The 22,001-nt window shown below is 29.5% G+C and carries 22 protein-coding genes; 16 read left to right on the forward strand and 6 right to left on the reverse strand.

The window, feature by feature from the left end:
- On the reverse strand, positions 1 to 546 hold the full coding sequence (gene moaC / locus ACTT9P_RS03365) for a cyclic pyranopterin monophosphate synthase MoaC (protein ID WP_440909282.1): 546 nt from the start codon (positions 544 to 546) through the stop codon (positions 1 to 3).
- Positions 546 to 1,538 carry a GTP 3',8-cyclase MoaA gene (gene moaA, locus ACTT9P_RS03370; RefSeq protein WP_440909283.1) on the reverse strand — a complete coding sequence of 331 codons (993 nt, stop codon included), beginning with the start codon at positions 1,536 to 1,538 and terminating at the stop codon, positions 546 to 548. Before moaA ends, moaC begins: the two co-directional genes overlap by 1 nt.
- A 37-nt stretch (positions 1,539 to 1,575) precedes the next feature.
- Here moaA and ACTT9P_RS03375 point away from each other — a divergent pair, with 37 nt between their 5' ends.
- Positions 1,576 to 2,409 (forward strand): phytanoyl-CoA dioxygenase family protein, encoded by an 834-nt coding sequence (locus tag ACTT9P_RS03375; RefSeq protein ID WP_440909284.1) that lies wholly within the window; start codon positions 1,576 to 1,578, stop codon positions 2,407 to 2,409.
- 124 nt (positions 2,410 to 2,533) lie between these two features.
- Here the strand turns inward: ACTT9P_RS03375 and ACTT9P_RS03380 are convergent, their stop codons facing one another.
- Positions 2,534 to 2,857 carry a GYD domain-containing protein gene (locus ACTT9P_RS03380; protein WP_014952957.1) on the reverse strand — a complete coding sequence of 108 codons (324 nt, stop codon included), beginning with the start codon at positions 2,855 to 2,857 and terminating at the stop codon, positions 2,534 to 2,536.
- 96 nt (positions 2,858 to 2,953) lie between these two features.
- Here ACTT9P_RS03380 and ACTT9P_RS03385 point away from each other — a divergent pair, with 96 nt between their 5' ends.
- From ACTT9P_RS03385 to ACTT9P_RS03405, 5 genes are read left to right on the forward strand one after another with little or no spacing between them, the layout of a single operon-like run.
- Positions 2,954 to 4,396: an NAD-dependent succinate-semialdehyde dehydrogenase gene (locus ACTT9P_RS03385; RefSeq protein WP_440909285.1), complete on the forward strand. Its 1,443-nt coding sequence runs from the start codon at positions 2,954 to 2,956 to the stop codon at positions 4,394 to 4,396.
- Positions 4,397 to 4,398: 2 nt separating this feature from the next.
- On the forward strand, positions 4,399 to 5,244 hold the full coding sequence (locus ACTT9P_RS03390; protein ID WP_440909286.1) for a fumarylacetoacetate hydrolase family protein: 846 nt from the start codon (positions 4,399 to 4,401) through the stop codon (positions 5,242 to 5,244).
- The gene (gene ppc / locus ACTT9P_RS03395) at positions 5,244 to 7,931 is read left to right on the forward strand and encodes a phosphoenolpyruvate carboxylase (RefSeq protein WP_440909287.1); all 2,688 of its coding nucleotides are present in this window, start codon (positions 5,244 to 5,246) and stop codon (positions 7,929 to 7,931) included. Before ACTT9P_RS03390 ends, ppc begins: the two co-directional genes overlap by 1 nt.
- A complete protein-coding gene (locus ACTT9P_RS03400; protein WP_440909288.1) occupies positions 7,931 to 8,638 on the forward strand; it encodes a cytochrome c biogenesis CcdA family protein in 708 nt (235 codons plus the stop codon). Before ppc ends, ACTT9P_RS03400 begins: the two co-directional genes overlap by 1 nt.
- Positions 8,639 to 8,647: 9 nt before the next feature.
- Positions 8,648 to 9,232: an FMN-dependent NADH-azoreductase gene (locus ACTT9P_RS03405; RefSeq protein WP_440909289.1), complete on the forward strand. Its 585-nt coding sequence runs from the start codon at positions 8,648 to 8,650 to the stop codon at positions 9,230 to 9,232.
- Here the strand turns inward: ACTT9P_RS03405 and ACTT9P_RS03410 are convergent.
- Positions 9,229 to 10,293, reverse strand: a complete 1,065-nt coding sequence (locus ACTT9P_RS03410; RefSeq protein ID WP_440909290.1) for a tartrate dehydrogenase — start codon at positions 10,291 to 10,293, stop codon at positions 9,229 to 9,231. The genes ACTT9P_RS03405 and ACTT9P_RS03410 overlap by 4 nt on opposite strands.
- A 61-nt stretch (positions 10,294 to 10,354) precedes the next feature.
- Here ACTT9P_RS03410 and ACTT9P_RS03415 point away from each other — a divergent pair, with 61 nt between their 5' ends.
- The 6 genes from ACTT9P_RS03415 to ACTT9P_RS03440 all read left to right on the forward strand — a co-directional run bounded on the left by ACTT9P_RS03415 (position 10,355) and on the right by ACTT9P_RS03440 (position 15,601).
- Positions 10,355 to 10,645: a hypothetical protein gene (locus ACTT9P_RS03415; protein WP_440909291.1), complete on the forward strand. Its 291-nt coding sequence runs from the start codon at positions 10,355 to 10,357 to the stop codon at positions 10,643 to 10,645.
- Positions 10,646 to 10,812: 167 nt separating this feature from the next.
- Entirely contained in the window at positions 10,813 to 12,252 is a 1,440-nt protein-coding gene (locus ACTT9P_RS03420; RefSeq protein ID WP_440909292.1) for a sodium:solute symporter family transporter, read from the forward strand.
- A 33-nt stretch (positions 12,253 to 12,285) separates the two neighbouring features.
- Positions 12,286 to 13,452 carry an iron-containing alcohol dehydrogenase gene (locus ACTT9P_RS03425; RefSeq protein ID WP_440909293.1) on the forward strand — a complete coding sequence of 389 codons (1,167 nt, stop codon included), beginning with the start codon at positions 12,286 to 12,288 and terminating at the stop codon, positions 13,450 to 13,452.
- A gap of 65 nt (positions 13,453 to 13,517) precedes the next feature.
- Positions 13,518 to 14,453: an ABC transporter ATP-binding protein gene (locus ACTT9P_RS03430; protein ID WP_440909294.1), complete on the forward strand. Its 936-nt coding sequence runs from the start codon at positions 13,518 to 13,520 to the stop codon at positions 14,451 to 14,453.
- Positions 14,443 to 15,210, forward strand: a complete 768-nt coding sequence (locus tag ACTT9P_RS03435; protein WP_440909295.1) for an ABC transporter permease — start codon at positions 14,443 to 14,445, stop codon at positions 15,208 to 15,210. The genes ACTT9P_RS03430 and ACTT9P_RS03435 overlap by 11 nt, the downstream gene beginning before the upstream one ends.
- Before the next feature lie 4 nt (positions 15,211 to 15,214).
- Complete coding sequence (locus tag ACTT9P_RS03440; RefSeq protein WP_440909296.1) at positions 15,215 to 15,601, forward strand: ATP-binding protein; 387 nt, start codon at positions 15,215 to 15,217, stop codon at positions 15,599 to 15,601.
- On the opposite strand, the gene ACTT9P_RS03445 is transcribed toward ACTT9P_RS03440, so the two are convergent.
- Positions 15,602 to 15,928, reverse strand: coding sequence for a hypothetical protein (locus tag ACTT9P_RS03445; protein ID WP_440909297.1), 327 nt, complete (start codon positions 15,926 to 15,928; stop codon positions 15,602 to 15,604). It lies immediately after the preceding gene.
- A gap of 4 nt (positions 15,929 to 15,932) precedes the next feature.
- Here ACTT9P_RS03445 and ACTT9P_RS03450 point away from each other — a divergent pair, with 4 nt between their 5' ends.
- A complete protein-coding gene (locus ACTT9P_RS03450; RefSeq protein ID WP_440909298.1) occupies positions 15,933 to 16,241 on the forward strand; it encodes a hypothetical protein in 309 nt (102 codons plus the stop codon).
- Between the two features lies 1 nt (position 16,242).
- Here ACTT9P_RS03450 and ACTT9P_RS03455 read toward each other — a convergent pair whose 3' ends face one another.
- Complete coding sequence (locus tag ACTT9P_RS03455) at positions 16,243 to 17,235, reverse strand: type IV pilus twitching motility protein PilT (RefSeq protein ID WP_440909299.1); 993 nt, start codon at positions 17,233 to 17,235, stop codon at positions 16,243 to 16,245.
- Positions 17,236 to 17,374: 139 nt separating this feature from the next.
- On the opposite strand from ACTT9P_RS03455, the gene ACTT9P_RS03460 reads away from it, so the two are divergent.
- The 3 genes from ACTT9P_RS03460 to ACTT9P_RS03470 are packed head-to-tail and all read left to right on the forward strand — an operon-like array spanning position 17,375 to position 21,983.
- Positions 17,375 to 19,138: a PilN domain-containing protein gene (locus ACTT9P_RS03460; protein ID WP_440909300.1), complete on the forward strand. Its 1,764-nt coding sequence runs from the start codon at positions 17,375 to 17,377 to the stop codon at positions 19,136 to 19,138.
- On the forward strand, positions 19,135 to 20,352 hold the full coding sequence (locus ACTT9P_RS03465) for a LysM peptidoglycan-binding domain-containing protein (protein WP_440909301.1): 1,218 nt from the start codon (positions 19,135 to 19,137) through the stop codon (positions 20,350 to 20,352). Before ACTT9P_RS03460 ends, ACTT9P_RS03465 begins: the two co-directional genes overlap by 4 nt.
- Positions 20,352 to 21,983, forward strand: a complete 1,632-nt coding sequence (locus ACTT9P_RS03470; RefSeq protein ID WP_440909302.1) for a secretin N-terminal domain-containing protein — start codon at positions 20,352 to 20,354, stop codon at positions 21,981 to 21,983. Before ACTT9P_RS03465 ends, ACTT9P_RS03470 begins: the two co-directional genes overlap by 1 nt.
- Positions 21,984 to 22,001: the final 18 nt, after the last annotated feature.

A 22,001-nucleotide genomic window follows, 5' to 3' on the forward strand; every position in this document is an offset into this window, starting at 1 on the left:
TTAAAAAATGTTTTCAAGAAATTTAGGTAATCCATCTGGATTGGTCCATAAACCATTTTTTCCACCTTCTTTAATTAGAAGCTTAACATTATCAATTTTTAAATGAGGATTAACAATTTTACTTAGATCATAAATTGTTGTTAATGCAGCATTCACCCCCATTATCGCTTCCATTTCAACACCAGTTTTCGCAACTGCAGACACTACACAAAATACTTCCAGGGAATTATCTTCTTCATTCATAATTATCTTTGTAGCAGTATGATCAATTGGAAGTGGGTGGCATAAAGGAATTAATTCGCTAGTTTTTTTTACACCCAATACAGCAGAAACTTCAGCTAAAGTTATAGGATCACCTTTTGGCATCTCTTTATTTTTAATTAATCCAAATACTTCTTTACCCACATAAATTTTTCCTGAAGCTAATGCTCTTCTGAAAGTTTCTTTCTTTGAAGATACGTCTACCATGTTAAAAGAGTTTTTTTGAAATATCTCTTTTGCCCAATCTTTTAATGATTGTTGGTCTACAACTTTTAGATTTTTCATTATCCTCCAGTAGTTGATAAATTTTTAGTTAAACCTGTTTCACCAAGCTCTAAATAATGAGACTCTTTTTTAAAATTTAATTGTTTTAAAATTAAATCTTTCAGTTCTTCAATTTGTTCATCTGTTTGCATTAAATGCCTTATGTTAATCCCTGTATTTCCAAATAAACATAATCTTAAGTCACCTTTTGCTGTAATTCTTAATCTGTTACAACTTTTGCAGAAATCTTTTGAGTAGGGTGCAATTACTCCAAACTTTCCCTTGAATTCAGAATTAATATAATTTTTGGATGGCCCAGCATCTCTTCCTAGTGTTTGAATTATCCAATTATTACCATTTAAATAATCAGTAAACTTTGTTGCAGGCACATGATATTTATTGAAATAATCTAAATTATCTCCCGTTTGCATTAATTCAATATATCTAAAGTCTATTTCATTATTTTTAATAAATTGTGACCACTCATTAAAATCTTTTTCACTATCATTAACGCCTCTTAGAAGAACAGCATTTACTTTAATATTTTTAAAATTAAGTTTCTGTAACTCTTCAATACCTTTTAATATTTCTGGTAATCTGTCATGACTTGTAATGTTTTTAAATGTTGCTCTATTTAAACTATCAATACTAATATTAATTCCATCAAGACCACTATCTTTAATTTTAGATGCAATTTTATCTAAATGATAACCATTAGTAGTAATTACAGTTTTTTTTATACCTGAATTTGATTTTATTAATTTTATAATATCAAAAAAATCTTTTCTTACAGTTGGCTCACCTCCAGTTAATCTTATTTTACAAACACCTAATTCAGACAAAGCTTTTGATAATCTTCCAATTTCTTCTGCGCTTAAAAAAGTTCGATTGTCACTTTTGTCTATTTGATATCCATTTGGTAAACAGTATCCACACTTAAAATTACAAACATCTGTTATTGATAATCTGATGTAGGGAAAAGATCTTCCAAAACTGTCTTTTAGAGTATTCATTTTTAATATAAGGTTAGCATAATTTAACTAAATTATCATGAGTCAAATATTAGAAAAAAGCCTTATTGATGAGTATAACCAAAATGGCGCAGTCTTAATTAAAGGAAAATTTGATCATTGCTGGATAAACAAATTAAAAGAAGGTTTTGAGAAAGCTAAATCCAATCCTAGTCCAAGGTTCGTTAATCACACAAAAGTTAAAAGTTCTCCAAGTTACTATGAAGATTTTTGGACATGGAATTTAATTCCTGAGTTTAAAGATTTTGTCTTTAACTCACCAACACCAAAAATTGCATCAGAACTTCTTGAAGCAAAAGAAATTAATTTAGTTATGGACAATTGGTTTTATAGAGAAGCTGGCTCTAAATCAAAACCACCTTTTCATCATGATATTTCTTATTTTGATTTTGAGGGTTCAATGTGTGTTTTATGGTTACCTTTAGAGCCAGTTAAAAAAGAAGAGGGGATTGCTTGGATTAAAGGTTCTCATCTATGGAATAAATTATTTTTAAGAACAAGATTTAACGATGGTCATTTGGTTGATGGTGAAGCTGGAATTGTTAATGGAAAAAAATATGAGGTCACTCCTGATATATTGAAAAATAAAGATGATTATGAATATTTAGAATGGGATCTTGAAGTTGGGGATTGTGTGTATTTTGATATTAGAACTCTACATGGTGGATTATACGAAAGTACCCCAAAATCTGATATTCATAGGTTCACCTTAAGAATGGCTAAAGAACAATCAAAAATTGAATACCGAGGTGATTGGGCTCGAGAAGAAAGAGCAATTATGGAGCAAAATGGCTACAAAAATGGGGATGATTTAGCTGGCAAAATGTTTCCAACTTTATATAAAAATTCATAAAAAAAGTCTTCACATTTTACAAAAAATTAGTACATAGAGCTCAAAATTTTTAATTAAATTTTTATTTTTTCTCTACCCTTATTCCCCTTTTGTCTCTTCAAAAGGGGAATTTTTTTTACCTAAATTATTTCCCAACAGGTCTATAAGCTGAAGCAGCCTTTGCTGCTTTCTCTGCAGCTTTATTGAAGTCAACGGCTTCCATTATATTCATATCTTCAATTGTGCCAGTTGATTGCATCAACATTTTCATTCCAGCCATAGTTTCAAAATCTGGCCCATCAATAATAGCGATGAAATCATATGCTCCTCTTAGAGTCATCATATCAATAAGTTTTCCACCAGCAGCTTCAGTTATTTTTTTTGCAGCTTCTTGTCTATTATCAGAAGGGTTTTTTACAAAACCAGCAAGACCTTGTGTTGAGTATTTTCCTAATACAACAAACTTCATTCTACCTCCTTTTTTAATGCTTTATTTTAACATTGTTACAAAAATATTATTATGTTTTAATTGCAAATCTGATACAACCTCGGTTATTAATTTTTTATGTACGAAAAATTTGGACAGTTTATTGACGGAAAATGGTCTCCTTCTTCAGATAATAACACGTATGAAGTGATTAATCCTGCAAACGAAGAAATTTTAGGAAAAGCATCTAAGGCAACATCAGAAGATGTTGATAGAGCATTAAAGTCTGCTGAAAAAGGATTGGAGGTTTGGAAAAAAACTTCCCCTTGGCAACGATCGTATATCATCAGAAGAATTGCAGACAAGATGAGAGAAAAACAAGATGTATTAGCAAAATGGATGACTTTAGAAGTTGGCAAACCTTTCGCAGAAGCAAAAGGTGAAGTAGGTGCTGCTGCAGATATTTTTGAATGGAACGCAGAAGAAACTAAAAGAATTTATGGTCAAACAGTTGAAAGTAGATTTGAAGAAACAAGAGTTCATGTTTATTATCAGCCAGTTGGTGTAGTTGCTGCTTTAACACCTTGGAACTTTCCATTAGTTTTGTCTTCAAGAAAAATTTCTACAGCTCTTGCAGCTGGTTGTTCTGTAATTGTTAAACCAGACACCATTACACCAGGAACAGTGATGGAATTAGTTGACATTTGTAGAGAATGTGGCGTTCCTGCAGGCGTTGTTAATTTATTATCAGGTGATCCACCAGCAATTGCTTCTCAATTAATTTCATCTGATATAATTAAAAAAATTTCAATAACTGGATCTACACGAGTTGGTAAATTAATTTTAAAACAAGCTGCTGATAAAGTCCAAAGAGTTACTATGGAGTTAAGTGGTCATTCACCTTTTATAGTTTTTGATGATGCTGATTTAAATAAAGCAACAGATATGGCTATTGCAGCAAAATTTAGAAATAATGGTCAAGTATGTATTTCACCAAACAGATTTTACATCCAAGAGAATAAAAAAAGTGAATTTACAAATTTATTTATAGACAAAATAAAAAAACTTAAAATTGGAGATGGTATGGATCCTGATACTCAGCTTGGTCCTTTAACAACTCAAAAAAGATTAAATGAAGTAGAAGCTTTGGTTGAAAAAACAAAACAAGAGGGTGCTACTGTTTTATTAGGTGGAAAAAGACCTTCTGGTTTTAATAAAGGTTTTTATTATGAACCAACTGTTTTTGATAATGTGAAAGATGATTTTACGATTATGAGAGAAGAACCATTTGGACCTTTAGTTCCAATGCTATCTTTTAAATCATTTGATGAAGTAATTGAAAGAGCTAATAATAATGATTTAGGTTTGTGTAGTTATATTTGCACAAATTCAATGGAAAAAGCACACAGAACATCCGAGTTAATGGAAACAGGAACTGTAGCAGTTAATACTCCATTAGTTGCAATAGCAGAAGCTCCTTTTGGTGGTATCAAGCAAACAGGTTATGGTCGTGAGGGTGGATCAATGGCCATTAAAGATTATCTTAATATAAAGTATACTCATCTAGGTATTAAAGGTTAAAAATGAAACTTTTAAGAGTTGGTGAGGTTGGAAATGAAATTCCAGCGGCACTAGACGATAAGGGTGTAATTAGAGATTTATCAAATCATATAAATGATTTTTCAGCTGAAACTTTAAATTTTGATAATTTAAAAAACTTAAAAAAATTAGATTTAAAAAATTTAAAAGAGATTGATAAAAATATAAGAGTTGGATCATGTGTTAAAAAACCCGGAAATTTTTTTGCAATAGGTTTAAATTATAAAGCACATGCAGAGGAAACTGGTACTGAAGCTCCAAAATTACCAGTGGTATTTAACAAATCTGTTCATTGCTTGGTTGGACCAAATGACAATGTTGTTATACCAAAAAATTCAGAAAAACTTGATCATGAAGTTGAAATAGCAATGGTGATTGGAAAAAAAGCTAAAAGAGTCAAAAGAGAAGATGCTCAAGATTTTGTTTTTGGTTATTGTATTTGTAACGACATTAGCGAGAGAGATTGGCAGAAAGATAAAGGCGGACAATGGGTAAAAGGAAAATCAGGAGATACATTTGGGCCTCTTGGACCTTATTTGGTTACTAAAGATGAAATAAAAGATTTAAACAATTTAAATTTATCCTTAGATGTAAACGGCAACAGGCACCAGACTGGAAATACAAACTTAATGATATTTGACTTTAATTATTTAATTGAACACTTGAGCAGTTTCATAACCTTAATGCCAGGCGATATAATTACAACTGGCACACCACCAGGTGTTGGACTTGGTATGGATCCACCACAGTTTTTAAAAGATGGAGATTTGATGCATCTTAAAGTTGATCATTTAGGAGAGCAAAAAAGTAAAGTTGTCAAAGAAGTTTGATGAAAAAAAGAGATCTATATTACGACAGAATTCCCACTAAATTTTTGAGGGAAGATATAAGATTACTTGGAAAAATATTCGGTGATGTTTTAAGAGAACAAGAAGGAGATAAATTTTATAAATTAGTAGAAGAAACAAGGTTATTATCAAAACCAAATTTATCTCTTATAAAATCTAAAAATCCTCATGAAAGAGTTTTGAGTAAAATTAAAAATTTGAATTCTGAAACTATTTTTAAGTTAACAAGATCTTTTAATCACTTTTGTAATTTAATGAATTTAGCTGAAGCTTTAGATACTTCGCATACGTTAAATGAAATAGAACAGAATAAAAATAAAAAAACTAAAAGTTTATTTATTGAAGAAATATTTGAAAATTTTTTTAAAAATAAATCTATTCCAAATAAGAAAATTTATGATTTAGCTCAGAAATTAAAAATTGGCATAGTACTTACAGCGCATCCAACTGAAGTAAAAAGAAGAACTCTTATTCAAAAGTATGCAAAGTTAATTGAGTTACTTGAACAAAGACATTTACATACAAAATCAAATAAAAAAATTTTAGAAATTGACAAATCTCTTTATAGTGAGATCACTATTATTTGGAAAACAGATGAATTAAAACGTTCAAAACCTTCTCCGTTAGATGAAGCGAGATGGGGACTTGCAATCATAGAAGATAGTCTGTGGGACACAATTCCAAGAGTTTATAAGAGATTAAATAAAATTTTTAGAGAGAACTATGGCAAAGATTTATCAAAAGATTTTAACCCATTAGAGTTTGGTTCTTGGATGGGTGGAGATAGAGACGGCAATCCAAATGTAACTTCAAAAGTCACATCTAAAGCAATTCTTTTTTCAAGATGGCAAGCAGCAAAATTGTATGACAAAGAACTTACAAAGTTGATTCAAGATTTATCAATGCAAAATTGTTCAAAAAAAATAAAAAACTTTTCAAAAAATTCTTATGAACCTTATCGTGTATTTCTTAGACCAATTAGAGATAAGATTAGATACACTCATATTAATATAGAAGAACATTTGAATGAAAATAAAAAGTTAAATGAAGAAAAGTTATTTAATGATAAAGATGAATTGATTAGTATCCTAAGAGATGTCAGAAAATCTCTTAATGAGAATAATGATAGAAGGGTAGGAAATTCAAATCTTTTAGATCTTATAAGAAGAGCAAAATGCTTTGGTATAAATCTTGCAAAACTAGATATTAGACAGGAGTCATCAAGACATCTAGCTTTAGTAAATGAAATTTTTACTAAAAAGTATGATCTCAAATACCAAAATTTATCAGAAAACGATAAGATTTCTAAAATTTCAAAATATTTTAATAATAAAAATAAAGATTTAAAAAAAATAAAAATATCAAACAAACTTAATAAGGAAGTTTGGGAAACTTTCGAAATAATATCTAAACAACCTTCAGAATGTTTGGGCGCTTATGTTATCTCGATGACATCAAATTCTTCAGATATTCTTGATGTTTATTATTTACAAAAATTAGCAAAAATTAAAAATTATTTGCGAGTTGTTCCGTTACTTGAAACCTTAGATGATTTGAAAAATGGAAAAAAGATAATGGAAAATTTATTTTCTTTAAGTTGGTATAGAAAATTAATCAATCATCAGCAGGAAGTAATGATAGGTTATTCAGATTCTAGTAAAGATGCTGGAAAATTATCATCTAGTTGGCATCAATATAAAGTAGAAGAGGAATTAAGAGACTTAGCAAAAAAATATAAAATTACACTTACCTTCTTTCATGGTAGAGGTGGATCACCTGGACGAGGAGGCGGACCTATACAGGCAACTTTAAAATCTCAACCAGCAAATACTGTTAATGGAAGAATAAGAATTACTGATCAAGGTGAGGTTATTCAACAGAAATATGGATATAAACCATTAGCGGAATATAATTTATGTAGTTACATTGGTGCAGTAATGGATGCTTCATTAAATCCTCCACCCAAATCAAAAATACAATGGAGAAATTTAATTGAGAAAATGACAGATCTTTCTACTTCATCTTACAGACGGAACATTATCTCAAATCAAGATTTTATAAGATATTTTAAAACTGTAACTCCTCATAAAGCTCTTGGAAAATTATCTATAGGATCAAGACCTACAAAAAGAAGAAATGTTGATAGTATTCAAAGCTTAAGAGCAATTCCTTGGGTTTTTGCCTGGACGCAAATTAGACTTCTTCTACCAGCATGGTTAGGAACAAGCGAAGCTTTAAGATATGCTTCAATTAAAAAATTTAAAAATACAATTAATGACATGGAAAGAAATTGGCCTTTTTTTTCTTCAACAATGGATATTTTAGATATGGTTATTTCAAAAGTAGATCCTGAAATATCTAAAATTTATGAAGATAACTTAGCAGATGAAAAATTGAAAAGAGTTGGAAAAAAACTCAGGTTTCAATTTGATAATTTAGTGAAACTTCATAAAAAAATTACACCTAAGGAAATTTTACGAGAAAGAAAGAATTTTAGAAAAAGCTTATATGTAAGAAATAATTACACAGAAGTTTTGAATGTTTTACAAGCAAAAATTATGAATAAATTAAATTCAAAAAAAATTAATAATAAAGATAGAAAATATCTGAATGATGCGTTAATGACATCTATCGCAGGAATTTCTGCGGCAATAAAAAATACAGGATAATGTTAGAATTATTTTTAGCTTTTGGAGCTGGTCTTATTAGTTTTCTTTCACCATGTGTATTACCATTAATACCTGGTTACATTTCATTTGTATCAGGACAATCTCTAAAAGAAATCACTGAAAAAAAAGATTTCAATCTTGCTCCACTGATAAAATTTTGTATTGGTTTTTCAATTGTCTTTATAACCTTTGGTGCATCAGCATCCTTCTTAGGTCAAACTTTACTACAGAATTCTCAATCCTTTAGATTATTGGCTGGTTTGGTAATTATCTTTTTTTCTTTACAGTTATTAGGTGTTTTTAATATTGGTTTTTTAAACATGGATAAAAGATTTGATTTTAAAAAGTTTGATAGCTTTTTTTTTCCAGTAATTATTGGTTTTGCATTTGGCTTTGGTTGGACGCCTTGTATCGGTCCAATACTAGGTTCAATCTTAGTTTTAGCTTCAATAGAGGAAACTTTGTTTAGAGCTATTTTGCTTTTAAGTTTTTATTCTTTAGGGTTAGCTGTGCCATTTATTATATCAGGGTACTTAATTCAGAGATTTTTAATTTTTTCAAAAAATATGAGAAAACATATAAATAGAATTTCTAAAATTGGAGGAATTTTACTTTTAGCTACTGGAATTTTAATTTTAACAAATAAATTACAATTTTTAGGTTTTTATTTAATAAATATTTTTCCATTTTTACAAAATATCGGATAAAAAATATTTATGAAAATTTATCAAATAGACTCAAGTGCAAGAAAAAAAGGTTCAACTTCTAGAGCATTAGCTAAAAAACTTTTAGATAAAATAAAAAAACCAGAGGATGAAATAATTTATAGAGATCTTGATGATGAAATGCTTTTTGTATCAGGCTTAACAGAGTCTGGAATGAATATTGATGAAAAAGACCAAACCCCAGAACATAAAAAAATGTTTGAGCTATCAGACAAACTTGTACAAGAATTGAAAGATAGTGATATTATAATTATTTCAGCCCCAATTTATAATTACGGACCTCCAGCAACACTAAAAGCTTGGTCAGATCTTGCTGCAAGAGTAGGGGAAACTTTTAGATTTAAACCCAACGGTAGAAGAGAGGGTTTGTTAAAAAATAAACAAGCATATTTGGTTATTACCTCTGGTGGTACAAAACTTAATAGTAACGAAGATTTTTTAACGCCTTGGTTAAAATTTATACTTAATTTTTTTGGAATAGAAAAAATCGAAGTAATCAGTGCAGATCAAATGGCTCTTGATTATGAAAAGTCAATCAATGATGCTGAAAAGCAGATTAATGATTTAATAATTTAGAGATTATTTTTTATTTGTTCAGAACAGGTAACGGTATCAGATTCACCACCCAAATCTTTTGTTCTATTCTTTTTATTTTCTAAAGTTTTTTCAATCGATGAAACTATTGAATTGGCCGCTTCTTTTTCTCCAAGATAATCTAACATCATAGCACCAGACCAGATTTGACCAACTGGGTTTGCTATACCTTGACCTGCAATATCAGGAGCAGATCCATGAACAGGTTCAAACAGTGATGGAAATTTATTCTCAGGATTAATGTTTCCAGATGGAGCTATGCCTATAGTGCCTGTACAAGCTGGACCAAGATCTGATAAAATATCACCAAATAAATTAGACGCCACCACAACATCAAACCATTCTGGATTTAAAACAAATCTTGCAACTAAGATATCAATATGAAACTGATCTGTTTCTATATCTGGGTAAAGTTTTTTATTTTCATTAAATATTTCATCCCAAAATGGCATTGTAATTGAAATGCCATTGGATTTTGTAGCATTTGTAAGTTTTTTTCTTTTTCTTGTTTTAGCTAATTCAAAAGCAAACTTTTGAACTCTATTTACTCCATGCCTCGACATTATTGTTTCTTGGATAGCAATTTCTCTATCGCTATTCTTAAACATTCTTCCACCAACTGATGAATATTCACCTTCGGTATTTTCTCTAACAATTAACATATCAATGTCACCCGGCTTTTTATTAGCTAATGGTGGGTTTATTCCTGGAAATAATTTTACAGGTCTTAAATTTATGTACTGATCAAACTCTCTTCTAAACTGAAGTAATGATCCCCATAATGATATATGGTCTGGAACTCGTTCAGGCATTCCAACTGCTCCAAAAAATATGGCATCATGTTTGCTTAATTTTTGTTTCCAATCATCTGGAAGCATTTTTCCATGTTTTTCATAATAATCACATGAAGCAAAATCATATTCTTCTAAATTAATTTTAAATTGATGTTTTTCAGCAGTTTCATTCAAAATTTTAATACCTTCAGGAAGAACTTCTTTTCCAATTCCATCTCCAGCAATACACGCAATATTATATTCTTTCATTCTAGTAATATATAAAATTAGCAGTTACAATAATCAACTAATAATAGGTTTATTAAGAGTGATGGGCAATTTAAATAAAACTGATGATGTTATTTTTAATTTCTTTAAACAAATTTGTGACGAAAAAAATGATGAAAAGTGTGTAAAACTTGGAAATGATTGGATATCAGCTATGGAAAATAATTTAAATAATATGGAATTACAATTAGATGAAGCTGACAAGATAAAACATAAAGAAGATATCAAAAATAACAGAGATCACTTAAATAGTTTAAAAAATAAATCATCTTCTGAGTGGAGAGAATACGCTACGCAATGTATGATTGAAATAATGGAAAACAAAAGGTCATGAGCAATCAAGAAAAAACTTTTATAATGATATGTATTTCACTGATAATATTCACTCTATATTATCTTATTGAAAAACATTTAATTTAATCTAATATTTACATAACGGGGTGTCATTAATGACTGAGATTAAACCCTTAGAACCTGTCCGGTAATTCAGAAAGGGATAAAATGGAAAATTATTTAGTAAGTCAATCAAACTCACTTTTATTAGTTATATCAATCAGTTTAGTCTTTAGTTTTTTAGGAATATTTTATTCAAAACAATTTAAAGGTTTATCCAATTATTTAACTGCTAATAGAAATATAGAATCATTTTCATTAACCTTAAGTTTAGTTGCATCAGCTTTAGGAGCTTGGATTTTGTTTGGCCCTGCATCCGCAGCTACTTGGGGAGGAATGGGCGCTGTAATTGGTTATGCCTTAGGAACTGCATTTCCAATGATTGCATTTATATTCCTTGGAAAAAAAATTAGAAAAGATTTTAAACAAGGATCAACTTTAATTGAATTTGTGAGAAAAAAATTTGGTAAAAGTTTATTTAAATTAGTTTTATTGATGAGCATATTTTATATGTTTATATTTCTGTGTGCAGAGCTAACTGCGGTTGCTTTTTTAATTAATTTTATATCTAGTACAGAATTATGGATCACATCCTTAATAATCATTTTATCAACATTGGCTTACACTCTTTATGGAGGTTTGAGAGCTTCTATTTTTACTGATAATATTCAAATGATAGTGATCTTTATATTGTTAATCATCTCATTTAATTACATATTGAATTTTAATGCTGATCAATTTTCTTTATCATTTATAAAAGAAAAAAGTCCTCATCTAGTAAGCTCTAATTATTTACCTAGTTATACAGCTGGATTAACTTTCTTTATTGCAGTTGCAGCTACAAATTTATTTCATCAAGGAAATTGGCAAAGAGTGTATGCAGCAAAGAACTTTGAAACTTTAAAAAAAAGTCTTTTAGTTTCTTTTTTTATAATTATTCCAATTGTATTTTTTATGGGTTTTTCAGGTTTAGTTGCAGTTTCGGTAAACTCAAAAGTTATTCCAGATTTAGGATTTTTTACACTTTTATTAAATGAAAATACGAAATACCTTTCTTTATTAATTGTAATTTTAGCTTTAGCTCTAACTATTTCTACAGTTGATACTTTAATTAATGCGATATCTAGCCTGATAGTAGTTGATGGAAAAGCAGCTCTTAATTTAGATAAGAAAACTGATTATCTAAAATTATCAAAATATATAATTATTGGATTATCTTTAATTGCATTTTTTGTAGCTTCAAAAGGATTTAGTATTTTATATTTATTCTTATTAGCAGATTTATTTTGTTGTGCTTTTGTCTTCACAATTTTTTATAGTTTTTATAATAAAAAATTAAAAGAGAAGTTGGCTTATAAAGCAATAATTGCAGGTTTGATTGGAGGATTTTTATTGTTTCCATCTCCAGATTTTTCAAAAAGTTTGTTAGTTGGTGTATTAATGTCAAAAGAATTATTTAATCCTTTTATATCTCAATCTCTATTATTTTTATCTTTTGTAATTGCAACGTTCTTACCGGCAATTTATTTAAAAATTAAAAAAAATTGATTTAAAAGAATAATCACTTAAAAATATCAACCTATGAATAGTTATAATTGGAATTATCCAACAACTATATGGGTTGGAGAAAATAGGATTAAAGATTTAAATGATGCATGTAAAAATTTGAATATAAAAAAACCTTTATTGGTAACTGATAAGGGTCTAAGTAATTCAGAATTTATACAAAAATCTTTAAAAGATTTAAGAGATCAAGGAACACATGTTGAAATTTTTTCTAATGTAATTGGAAATCCAACTGGCAACAATGTGGAAGAAGGAGTTCAATTTTTTAAGAAAAATAATTGTGACGGTGTGATTGCATTTGGAGGAGGTAGCGCTTTAGATGTTGGTAAAGCAATTGCTTTTATGTCAGGTCAAACTTTATCTATCTGGGATTTTGAAGATGTGGGTGATAATTGGACAAAAGCAAATTCAGATAAAATTGCTCCAATTATTGCAGTCCCAACAACAGCAGGAACTGGTTCAGAAACTGGAAGAGCATCCGTAATACTTAATGAGGAAACAGGTATAAAAAAAATAATCTTTCACCCAAAGTTTTTACCTTCAATCGTAATACTGGATCCAATGTTAATATTGGCATTACCAGCAAATATTACAGCAGCAACCGGTATGGATGCTTTAGCTCATAATCTAGAAGCTTATTGTGCACCAGGATATCATCCTATGGCTGATGGAATTGCTTTAGAAGGTATAAGATTAATTAAAGGTTGTTTGATAAAAGTTGTTGAAGATGGATCAAACCTTGAGGCAAGAATGAATATGCTAACTGCTGCAAGCATGGGGTCCACTGCATTTCAAAAAGGCTTAGGTGCAATTCATTCTCTTAGTCATCCGGTGAATGGTCAAAATAATATTCACCATGGTTTATCCAATGCAATATTTATGCCTTATGTTTTAACATTTAATAAAGATGTTATTGAAAAAAAGATAATTAAAATTTGTGAATATATAAATCTGAAAGATAAATCTTTTGAAGGTTTTATCGAGTGGATTTTAGATTTAAGAAAAAAATTAAATATTCCTCATAAATTATCTGATGTTATTCCTGAGAAAGATTTTGATTTAGAAAAATTATCTAAACTTGCATTAGAAGATCCTTCAACTGGAGGTAATCCAAAAAAGTTAACTTTGGATGATATGCGAATAATGTATGAACATAGTATGTCTGGAAAATTGTTTAGCTAAAATTGCTAGTTTTTATTAATTATAATTTCGTTGTATAAATATTATTTACAATTATATATCCATCGATGTCGGACGTTGAAATTTCAATAAATAATTTATCTAAAACTTATGATAATGGTTTTAATGCTCTTAAAACTGTTAACCTTGAAATAAAAAAAGGTGAGATATTTGCTATGCTAGGACCAAACGGTGCTGGCAAAACCACTTTAATAAGTATTATTTGTGGAATTGTAAAACCATCTGGTGGGAAAGTTACTGTAGATGGATTTGATATTATTGATGATTATAGAGAAACAAGATCAAAAATTGGACTTGTACCACAAGAGTTAACATTAGAATCATTTGAAACAGTTTTTAATAATGTTTCTTATTCAAGAGGATTGTATGGAAAAAAACCAAATCCAGAACACATTGAAAAAATTTTACGACAGTTAAGTCTTTGGGATAAAAAAGATCAAAATCTCAGAAAACTATCAGGAGGAATGAAAAGAAGAGTGCTTATTGCAAAAGCTCTTTCTCATGAGCCTACTATATTATTTTTAGATGAACCTACCGCTGGAGTTGATGTAGAATTAAGGCAAGATATGTGGAAAGTTGTTGAAGAATTAAGAAAAACTGGAGTTACAATCATTTTAACAACTCATTATATCGAAGAGGCAGAAGCTATAGCTGATAGAGTAGGTGTGATTAACCAAGGTGAAATAATAGTTGTTGATGAAACAAAAGAACTTTTAAAAAAAATGGGTCATAAAAAACTTACCGTAGAACTTCAAGAAAAAGTAAATGAAATTCCAAAGGTTTTAGAGAAATATGAATTATCTCTTGTTAATGATAATATGGCGTTAGATTATACCTATAATGTTCAAGCACAACAAACTGGAATAACTACATTGTTACAAGATATCAAAGATGCTGGATTAAAATTAAAAGATTTAAAAACAGAACAAAGCACATTAGAGAAAATTTTTGTGAATTTAGTAAAGGAAAAAAATGAAAGTTAATTTTTACGCACTAAAAGCAATTTATCTTCACGAGATGGATAGATTTAGAAGAACATTAATGCAATCAATATTGTCTCCAGTTTTATCTACTTCTCTTTATTTTATCGTTTTTGGTTCTGTAATTGGAGGATATGTAAAAGATATTGATGGTATAAGTTATGGATCTTATATTGTTCCAGGTTTATTGATGCTTACTTTATTAACTCAATCAATTAGTAACACGTCTTTTGGTATTTTTTTTCCAAAATTTAATGGAACTATCTATGAAATTTTAGCAGCTCCAATTTCAACTTTTGAGATTGTTTTAGCATTTGTTGGTGCGGGAGCAACTAAAACACTTATAGTAGGATTGATAATTTTCATTACCTCCACTTTTTTTGTTGATGTTGAAGTCCAACATCCTTTATTAATGATATTTTTACTTTTACTTGTTGCTTTTACATTTGCATTGTTTGGTTTTTTAATTGGGTTAATGAGTTCAAATTTTGAGCAAATGTCTATCATTCCAACTTTAGTTATTACTCCAATGGTTTTTTTGGGAGGAAGTTTATATTCTCTTGATATGTTGCCACCATTCTGGCAAACAATTACTTATTTTAATCCAGTAGTATATTTAATTAATGGATTAAGATTTTCTTTTTATGGAGTATCAGATTTTAACATTTGGTTTAGCATAAGTTCGATGGTTGGTTTTCTAATAGTATGTGTAACGATTGTGAGTGTATTATTGAAAAAGGGTTATAATATTAAAAATTAATTTAATGAAATTAGAAATTAAGTCAGATCCTGCTAACTTAAAAATAGTAAGGAGAAATATTGAAAGTTTCTGCAAAGAAAGAGAAATAGGTGTTGATGTTTTTAATGTAAAACTAGCAGTTGATGAAGCATTACAAAATATTATTCGTTATGCATATAATTTTGATAAAACAAAAGATATCATTATTAATTTTGAGAAAGTTTCCAAAAGCAGTTTAAAAGTTGAATTAAGAGATTTTGGTACTAAAGTTTCAACTAGTCATATTAAACCAAGAGAATTAGATGATGTTAGACCTGGTGGACTAGGAATTCATTTTATAAAAAGTATTGTAAAAGGAATGAGTTACGAACATAAAGAAGATGGTGGAACTCTTTTAACTTTAAATTTTTAATTACTCAGCTTTTATAACTTTGGGGGCTGAGCATTTATAAAATTGATTTGATCCTCTTAGCGCTGTTTGAAGCATGGCTAGGTCACCTTTTTTTTCGTCAAAATTGATAGTCGTCACTAAGTCATCAATTTCTCCTTTAGCCATAAATGCAGTTTCAGTTTTTCTGTCTATACTAAAACTCACTTTTGTTTTGGAATTATTAATTTTTGTTAAGATCATTTGATTTCTTTTTTTTGAATAAACCCATACGGTACTGTTTTTCTTACTTTTACAAGAAGTTTGAAAAATATTTGCATTAGTATTATTTGGAAAAAAATATACTATCAAATTTATGAAAAAAAAACTTATTAGAAATCGAGATAACATAAAAACTTTTTTAATAATGTTTTTTGCATTTTTAGCAGCAAATTATTTCTATAATAATATCGTTTCAAAGTCTACAGCAAGTAATGTTAAATTTCGAGATGTAAACGTAGAAGTGAATGGTGAGTTAACAGTAGAATTGAATTGCAAAGGATCAATTGACCCAAATCCTTCAAGTACTAACAGAGGCTTGGGTGAGCAATCAAAAAACAATTGCACAGGGACTGGAAAATTTAAAGCAATAGTTCCACAACAAAGATTTGTTGAAACACCTTAATTTATTCAACTAAATTTTTTTGCTTTAAACCTTCTAAACATTTTTCCATTGTGAACATTCCGTCTTTTGCGGATGTTTGAAGAGTAGATGCAATTTGTTCTGTTTTACCTTCTCTAATTAAATTTCTTATTGCCGGTGTTCCTGTCATTACTTCATGACAACCAATTCTTCCACCACCTTTTCTCTTCAGAAGTTGTTGAGACATCACCAATCTTATTGAACCAGCTAACATAGTTTGAGCTTGTTCTTTTTGTGCAGGAGGAAATACATCTAATACCCTTGTGATAGTTGATGAGGCACTACTTGCGTGCAATGTTCCAAAAACTAAGTGTCCTGTTTCTGCTGCTGTTAACGCTAATGAAATTGTTTCAAAATCTCTCATTTCTCCAACTAAGATAACATCAGGGTCTTGTCTTAATGCCGATTTTAAAGCTTTAGAAAAACTTCCAGTATCTTTTCCAACTTCCCTTTGTGATATGATACTTTTTTTTGCAGGATGAACAAATTCAATTGGATCTTCTATTGTGATAATATTTTCTGCCCTATTAGAGTTTATTTGATCTATCATTGCTGCAAGAGAAGTAGATTTTCCAGAACCTGTTTGGCCTGTTACAAGAACTAATCCAGTTTTATGTGTAATCGATTCATGTGCAGCTGGTGGCAATCCTAATTTTTCAATGTTTGGTATTTCACTAATAATCTTTCTTAATACCATGCTTGGTCCATATGATGAATAATAACCATTAGCTCTAAATCTTTGCCCATCTACAACAACAGCAAAATCCAGATCTCCATTATTTATTAAATAATCATATTGTGCTTTATCTAATGACTGTTTCCAAAATGTTTCAATATCTTGTCTTGTAACCACATCATTACTAAAGACTTTAATTTCACCATTTTCTCTTATCGCGAAGGGTTGATTCGATCTTATGTGAATATCAGACAGATCATATTCTTTTGGATAAGTTTTTAATTTGTCTTGAAGACTCATATCGACTTAAATGCTCTAAAAGTAATTGTTTTTCAAGTGTTTTTTAATGTTTACATTTATATATAAAGTAACACAACTAATGCTTGTGTACCGATTCGGTATTTATTAATGTGATTCTACAAGGTTTTTTTAAAAAAAAATGATTGATAAAATTGGGCCACCTATAGCAAAAATGTTTGCACCAATAATAAAAATTATTGGAAATTCTCATACAAAAAAAGAAAAAGTTGTGGGCGTTGTTGTTAGGGACAAATATATCCAAGCAGCCGAGATAACATTTAAAAAAAATACTTGCAAAATAAATAATTTTTCCAATCAACAAATTGCTGGCATAGGTGATGACCAAGATTTTTTGTCTGCAACTACTTATTTAAGTGATCAAGTAAAAAACGCATTAGATTCAATTAAAACAAAAACAAAAGACGTTGCAGTATCTTTAGATACTTCGAAAGCCCAAATTTATAATTTGCAAATACCAGTTATGGACGAACAAGATTTAGCTGATGCTAACGCTTTGGGCGGATTTTGGGATCAATTTGATGAGACACCAGAGAATTTAGATGAATTTGAAACAAGCTATTCAATTATAAATACTAATCAAGAACTTGGGATAATGGATATTGTTCTTGTTACAATGGAAAAAAAGTTTGTAGAAGCATATGCAAGTATTTTTAGATTGGCAGGCTTTAACCCGGTAGTAATTGATTTAGCTCCTTTTGCACATGTTAATACACAAGGGATTGAACTAGGCTTGGAAGGTTTTGAAACTCCGAATGCAATCTTTAATTACACAAAAGATTCAAAAAATATAACAATTTGTTCTGCCAAAGGATTTCAATTTTCAGAATTAAATATAATTGAAGCTGATCAAGTATTATTAGATACTATGGAAGAAGTTCCTACTGTGGAAACTGAATTTTGGGATGAAATTTTTGAAAGACTAGGATCGCAAATTAAACAAGCTTTAGTAGAGTATGAGACTAAATATGAGTTCGATCCAATTAGCATTGTAACAATTGTAACTGACAAAACAAAAGTAAAAAATTTATCCAAAGGTATTGAAAGACAATTAGGTGACGTTGTTGTTAAAGTTTTTAATCCCGAAGACTCAATGGAATTTTCAAAAGATGCAAAAAAATACATGGACTCTCTAAGTAATAAATCTCTTGCTTCAGAAGCTATTGGAATTGCTTCAAGAAAACTTAATTCGTTTAATCTCCCAACAAGTGAGATAATTTCAATTAATTTATTATCAAACTTTAATCAGATTAAAATTAATAGAAGATCAAAATCATTGGGTAATTTTTGTTTAATGATTTCAATTTTTTTTATTTTAGGATTTATTGGCCATGTTGTTCCTTTTAAAATTTTAAAGATGTTCAAAAATTCTTCCGATTTAAGTGAAGTTGCAACTCTACAAGAAGATCTAGCTGGAAAAAAAAATCTTTTGGATGGATATAGAGCAAAAATTCAACAGATTAACGAAAACAAAAGAATTGCAAGTTCACTTGGTTCAAATTTGAAAACAACTGCAAATCTATATGCAAATTTAAACGAAATAGTTCCAAAAGATATAAGATTAACTAAATTTGGTATAGAAGAAAAAAATACTGTTTTAATTTCTGGTGTAGCCAAGAATGGTCAAGCTGTAATTAATATGATGGAAAACTTTTCTGGAAGCGAAGTTGTAATGGATAGTAAAATGGAAGAAATGGTTGAGCTAAGCAAAGAAGATAGAATTGAACTATACAGTGTGAAGGGACAACCAAGACCAAAAGAAGAAGAGCTTCCAACGGAAACTATTACTAAAAAATTTAATTCAAGACTTTCTCTTAAACCTTTAGCAGAAGAATCGTTTGATGATGAAGCAATTGTAACAAATTTACTTAAAGCAGGAAAATGATGATAGTTTTAAGGTTTTTATTAATTTTATTTTTTACTTTCTTTAGTTTTACTGTTTCATCTGATCCATTTACCAATGAAATTGGATTAGTAAGTGAGCAAACAGAGGAACAAGTTGTAGAAATTGAACAAGATGAAATAGCAGAATCAGAAGCAGAGAATTTGTTTGATGAGGAGATTACTGAAGATATATCTTTAACTGAGGAGAGCCAGCAAACTGAGGAAATAACTGAAAAGGTAGTTGAAAAAACACAAACAGAAACTGATGCAGATTTAGATGTTGTGAGAATTTTAAATGTTGACCCAATAGTAGGAAGTCCATTAAAATCTTATATTTTAAAGGGTACAGCATTAAGCAAAAAAAATAAGAAAAATAATACATTTAAAAGATCGCGAATTAAAAGGACAGACCAGGCTAAAGTGCCTACAACTCACACAATTCAAGCAAATGAAACTGTTGAAAAAATCGCATTTAAATATGGTTTTCCATTAAGAGAATTGGAATTGGCGAATGCGATTTATCCAGGATCAAGAAAGCTTATTGCGGGAGATAAGTTGGTGATTCCGAATAGGTTCCATGTAGTTAAAGAAGGACAAGATTTAACAACTATAGCAGAAAGGTATAACTTAGATCCTGTGCAGTTGGCATCATACAACGATATGAATGACGAGTCTGTTCTTTTAATTGGTGACAAATTACAATTACCATTTTTCATACATGTCACTGATTCAAATGAGACATTGAGTGAAATAGCAGGTAGATATGAAAGAGAAATAGATGAGCTTATTAATTTTAATAAGCTTGATGAAAATGTGCTTGTATTAAATGAAAACCAATTAGTAAAAATTCCAATTTATGCTAATAGCATGATTGATTACGAAAATTTAGACAAAAAAAGTGTTAATGACTTTGAAATTGACAGAAAAAATCTAGCAATTGTTCAAATAGGATCTGGTCAATATCTTGTAAGAGAAGGTGATAGAATAGGTAATAGAGATGGAGTGATAGTTTCTATTGAAAGTACCAGAATGATAGTTTTAGAAAATAATATGGAATTTGAATTCTTAATTAATACTCCAATTGTGGGTGATGAATTTGCTCAAGTTACAGAAACAACAACTGGTAATATTGTAGAAGATATTTTAATGACCACAGATGAAGAGGAAACTTCTAATGAAGAAGTTCCAACTAATGTCGAGGATTTATTTAACTAATGAAAACTAATTTGAATATAATTTTTACGATCTTACTTTCAGTATTTTTAGTAAGTTGCAGCTTATCTGATAGGCCTAAAATGGCATATGACACTAAAGATGGAGGAGCTGTTCAAGAAATTAGTGCTTTTGATCCACTTGCCTCTGCTGAAAATTTTAGACAGGAAGCTGAAGGTTTTATTGCCAACTCTAGAGAAATAAAAAATAAAAATAAAACTGAGCAAAATTTGGTTAGGAGAGTATCACTTATTGACGGGAGTCAAGAAAATAAAAAAACTAGTCTCAAATTAATAGATAGGAATTTAAGAATCAAAAAATTAGAAAATAATGAAGTCAGTTTAAAACTCAATAACATGAGCATTAGATCTGCATTAAAACTTTTTGCAAGTTTAGTTCAAAGAAACATTATTATTGGTGATGAAGTTATTGGAGAAATTACAATTGACTTTGAAAATATAAAATGGGGATCAGCTGTTTATGCAATTTTAGACATTAATAGTTTAATAATGACAGTTGATGAGGATTCTGGATTGTTAAGAGTGCATACAAAAGAAAAATTTGCTGAATTAGAAAAATCTAAAATAGATAGCACAATTGAATCAAATAATAATATGGCATCATTAGAACTTGGTGGATCAGCAGATATTAGTGGAGATGACGAAACAGAAGAGCCAACTATAACAGAAGTGTTTAAAGTTTTTTATCAAAGTTCAACTGACTTAGCAGAAACATTAGAAAAAGTTATAGGAGAAGAGAATGAAGAATTTGTAGTTAATGATGATACTAAAAACAATCAACTTTTGATAACAGGTACCTTAGCCCAGTTAAACCAAGCTGAAAGATTATTAAATAAGATTGATTTAGAACAAAAGCAAGTAATGATAGAAGCTTATATTGTTAATGCTACAGATGGATTTAATAAAACATTTACAGCTAACATAGACGCATTTAATGCATCAGCAACTGCAAATGGTAGAGACAGAATTACATTTGCAGCAATCGGAACAAATCCATCAACTACAACTTCAGTATCAGCTGTAAACGATACAAATCCTGAAAATGCAGAGGTTCAAAATAATGATTTTGCAGATGTTAGTCTAGCTAGTGGAGCATTTATATTAGGTAATATTGGACTAACAAAACTCAAAGCTGTCATTAAAAGTTCAGTTAAAGATGCAAATACTGAAACTGTTTCAAATCCAAAATTATTTGCAATGGATGGTGAAGAAGCAACTTTAACTCAAGGTACAACTTTGTTAAAAGTTATACCAGCTTCAGGTGATGCCGCAGGCTCAACAGTTGAAGTACCACAAAATTTAAGTATTACTGTTAAACCAGAAATAGTTGGAGAAAGTGGAATCAAAATAGAATTAACACTTGCAAATGATACACCAGGCGAAGATGCGGGCGAAGATGTTGTTACAAATGAGGAATCAATTACATCTAAAATTAAAATAAATGCAGGTGAAGTGGCAGTGCTTGGTGGAGTTTACAAAAATACTAGAGAGAATTCAGAAACTTACGTTCCATTCTTTTCAAAAATTCCATTATTAGGAGCCTTTTTTAAACAAAAGACAGATAAGGACGATAAAACTCAACTGTTAATATTTATCAGTGCAAATGTTGTATAAGTTATAATTTCAATTATA

Origin of the sequence: Candidatus Pelagibacter sp. (assembly GCF_052048095.1) — a bacterium.
In the GTDB taxonomy this organism is placed as follows: Bacteria; Pseudomonadota; Alphaproteobacteria; order Pelagibacterales; family Pelagibacteraceae; genus Pelagibacter.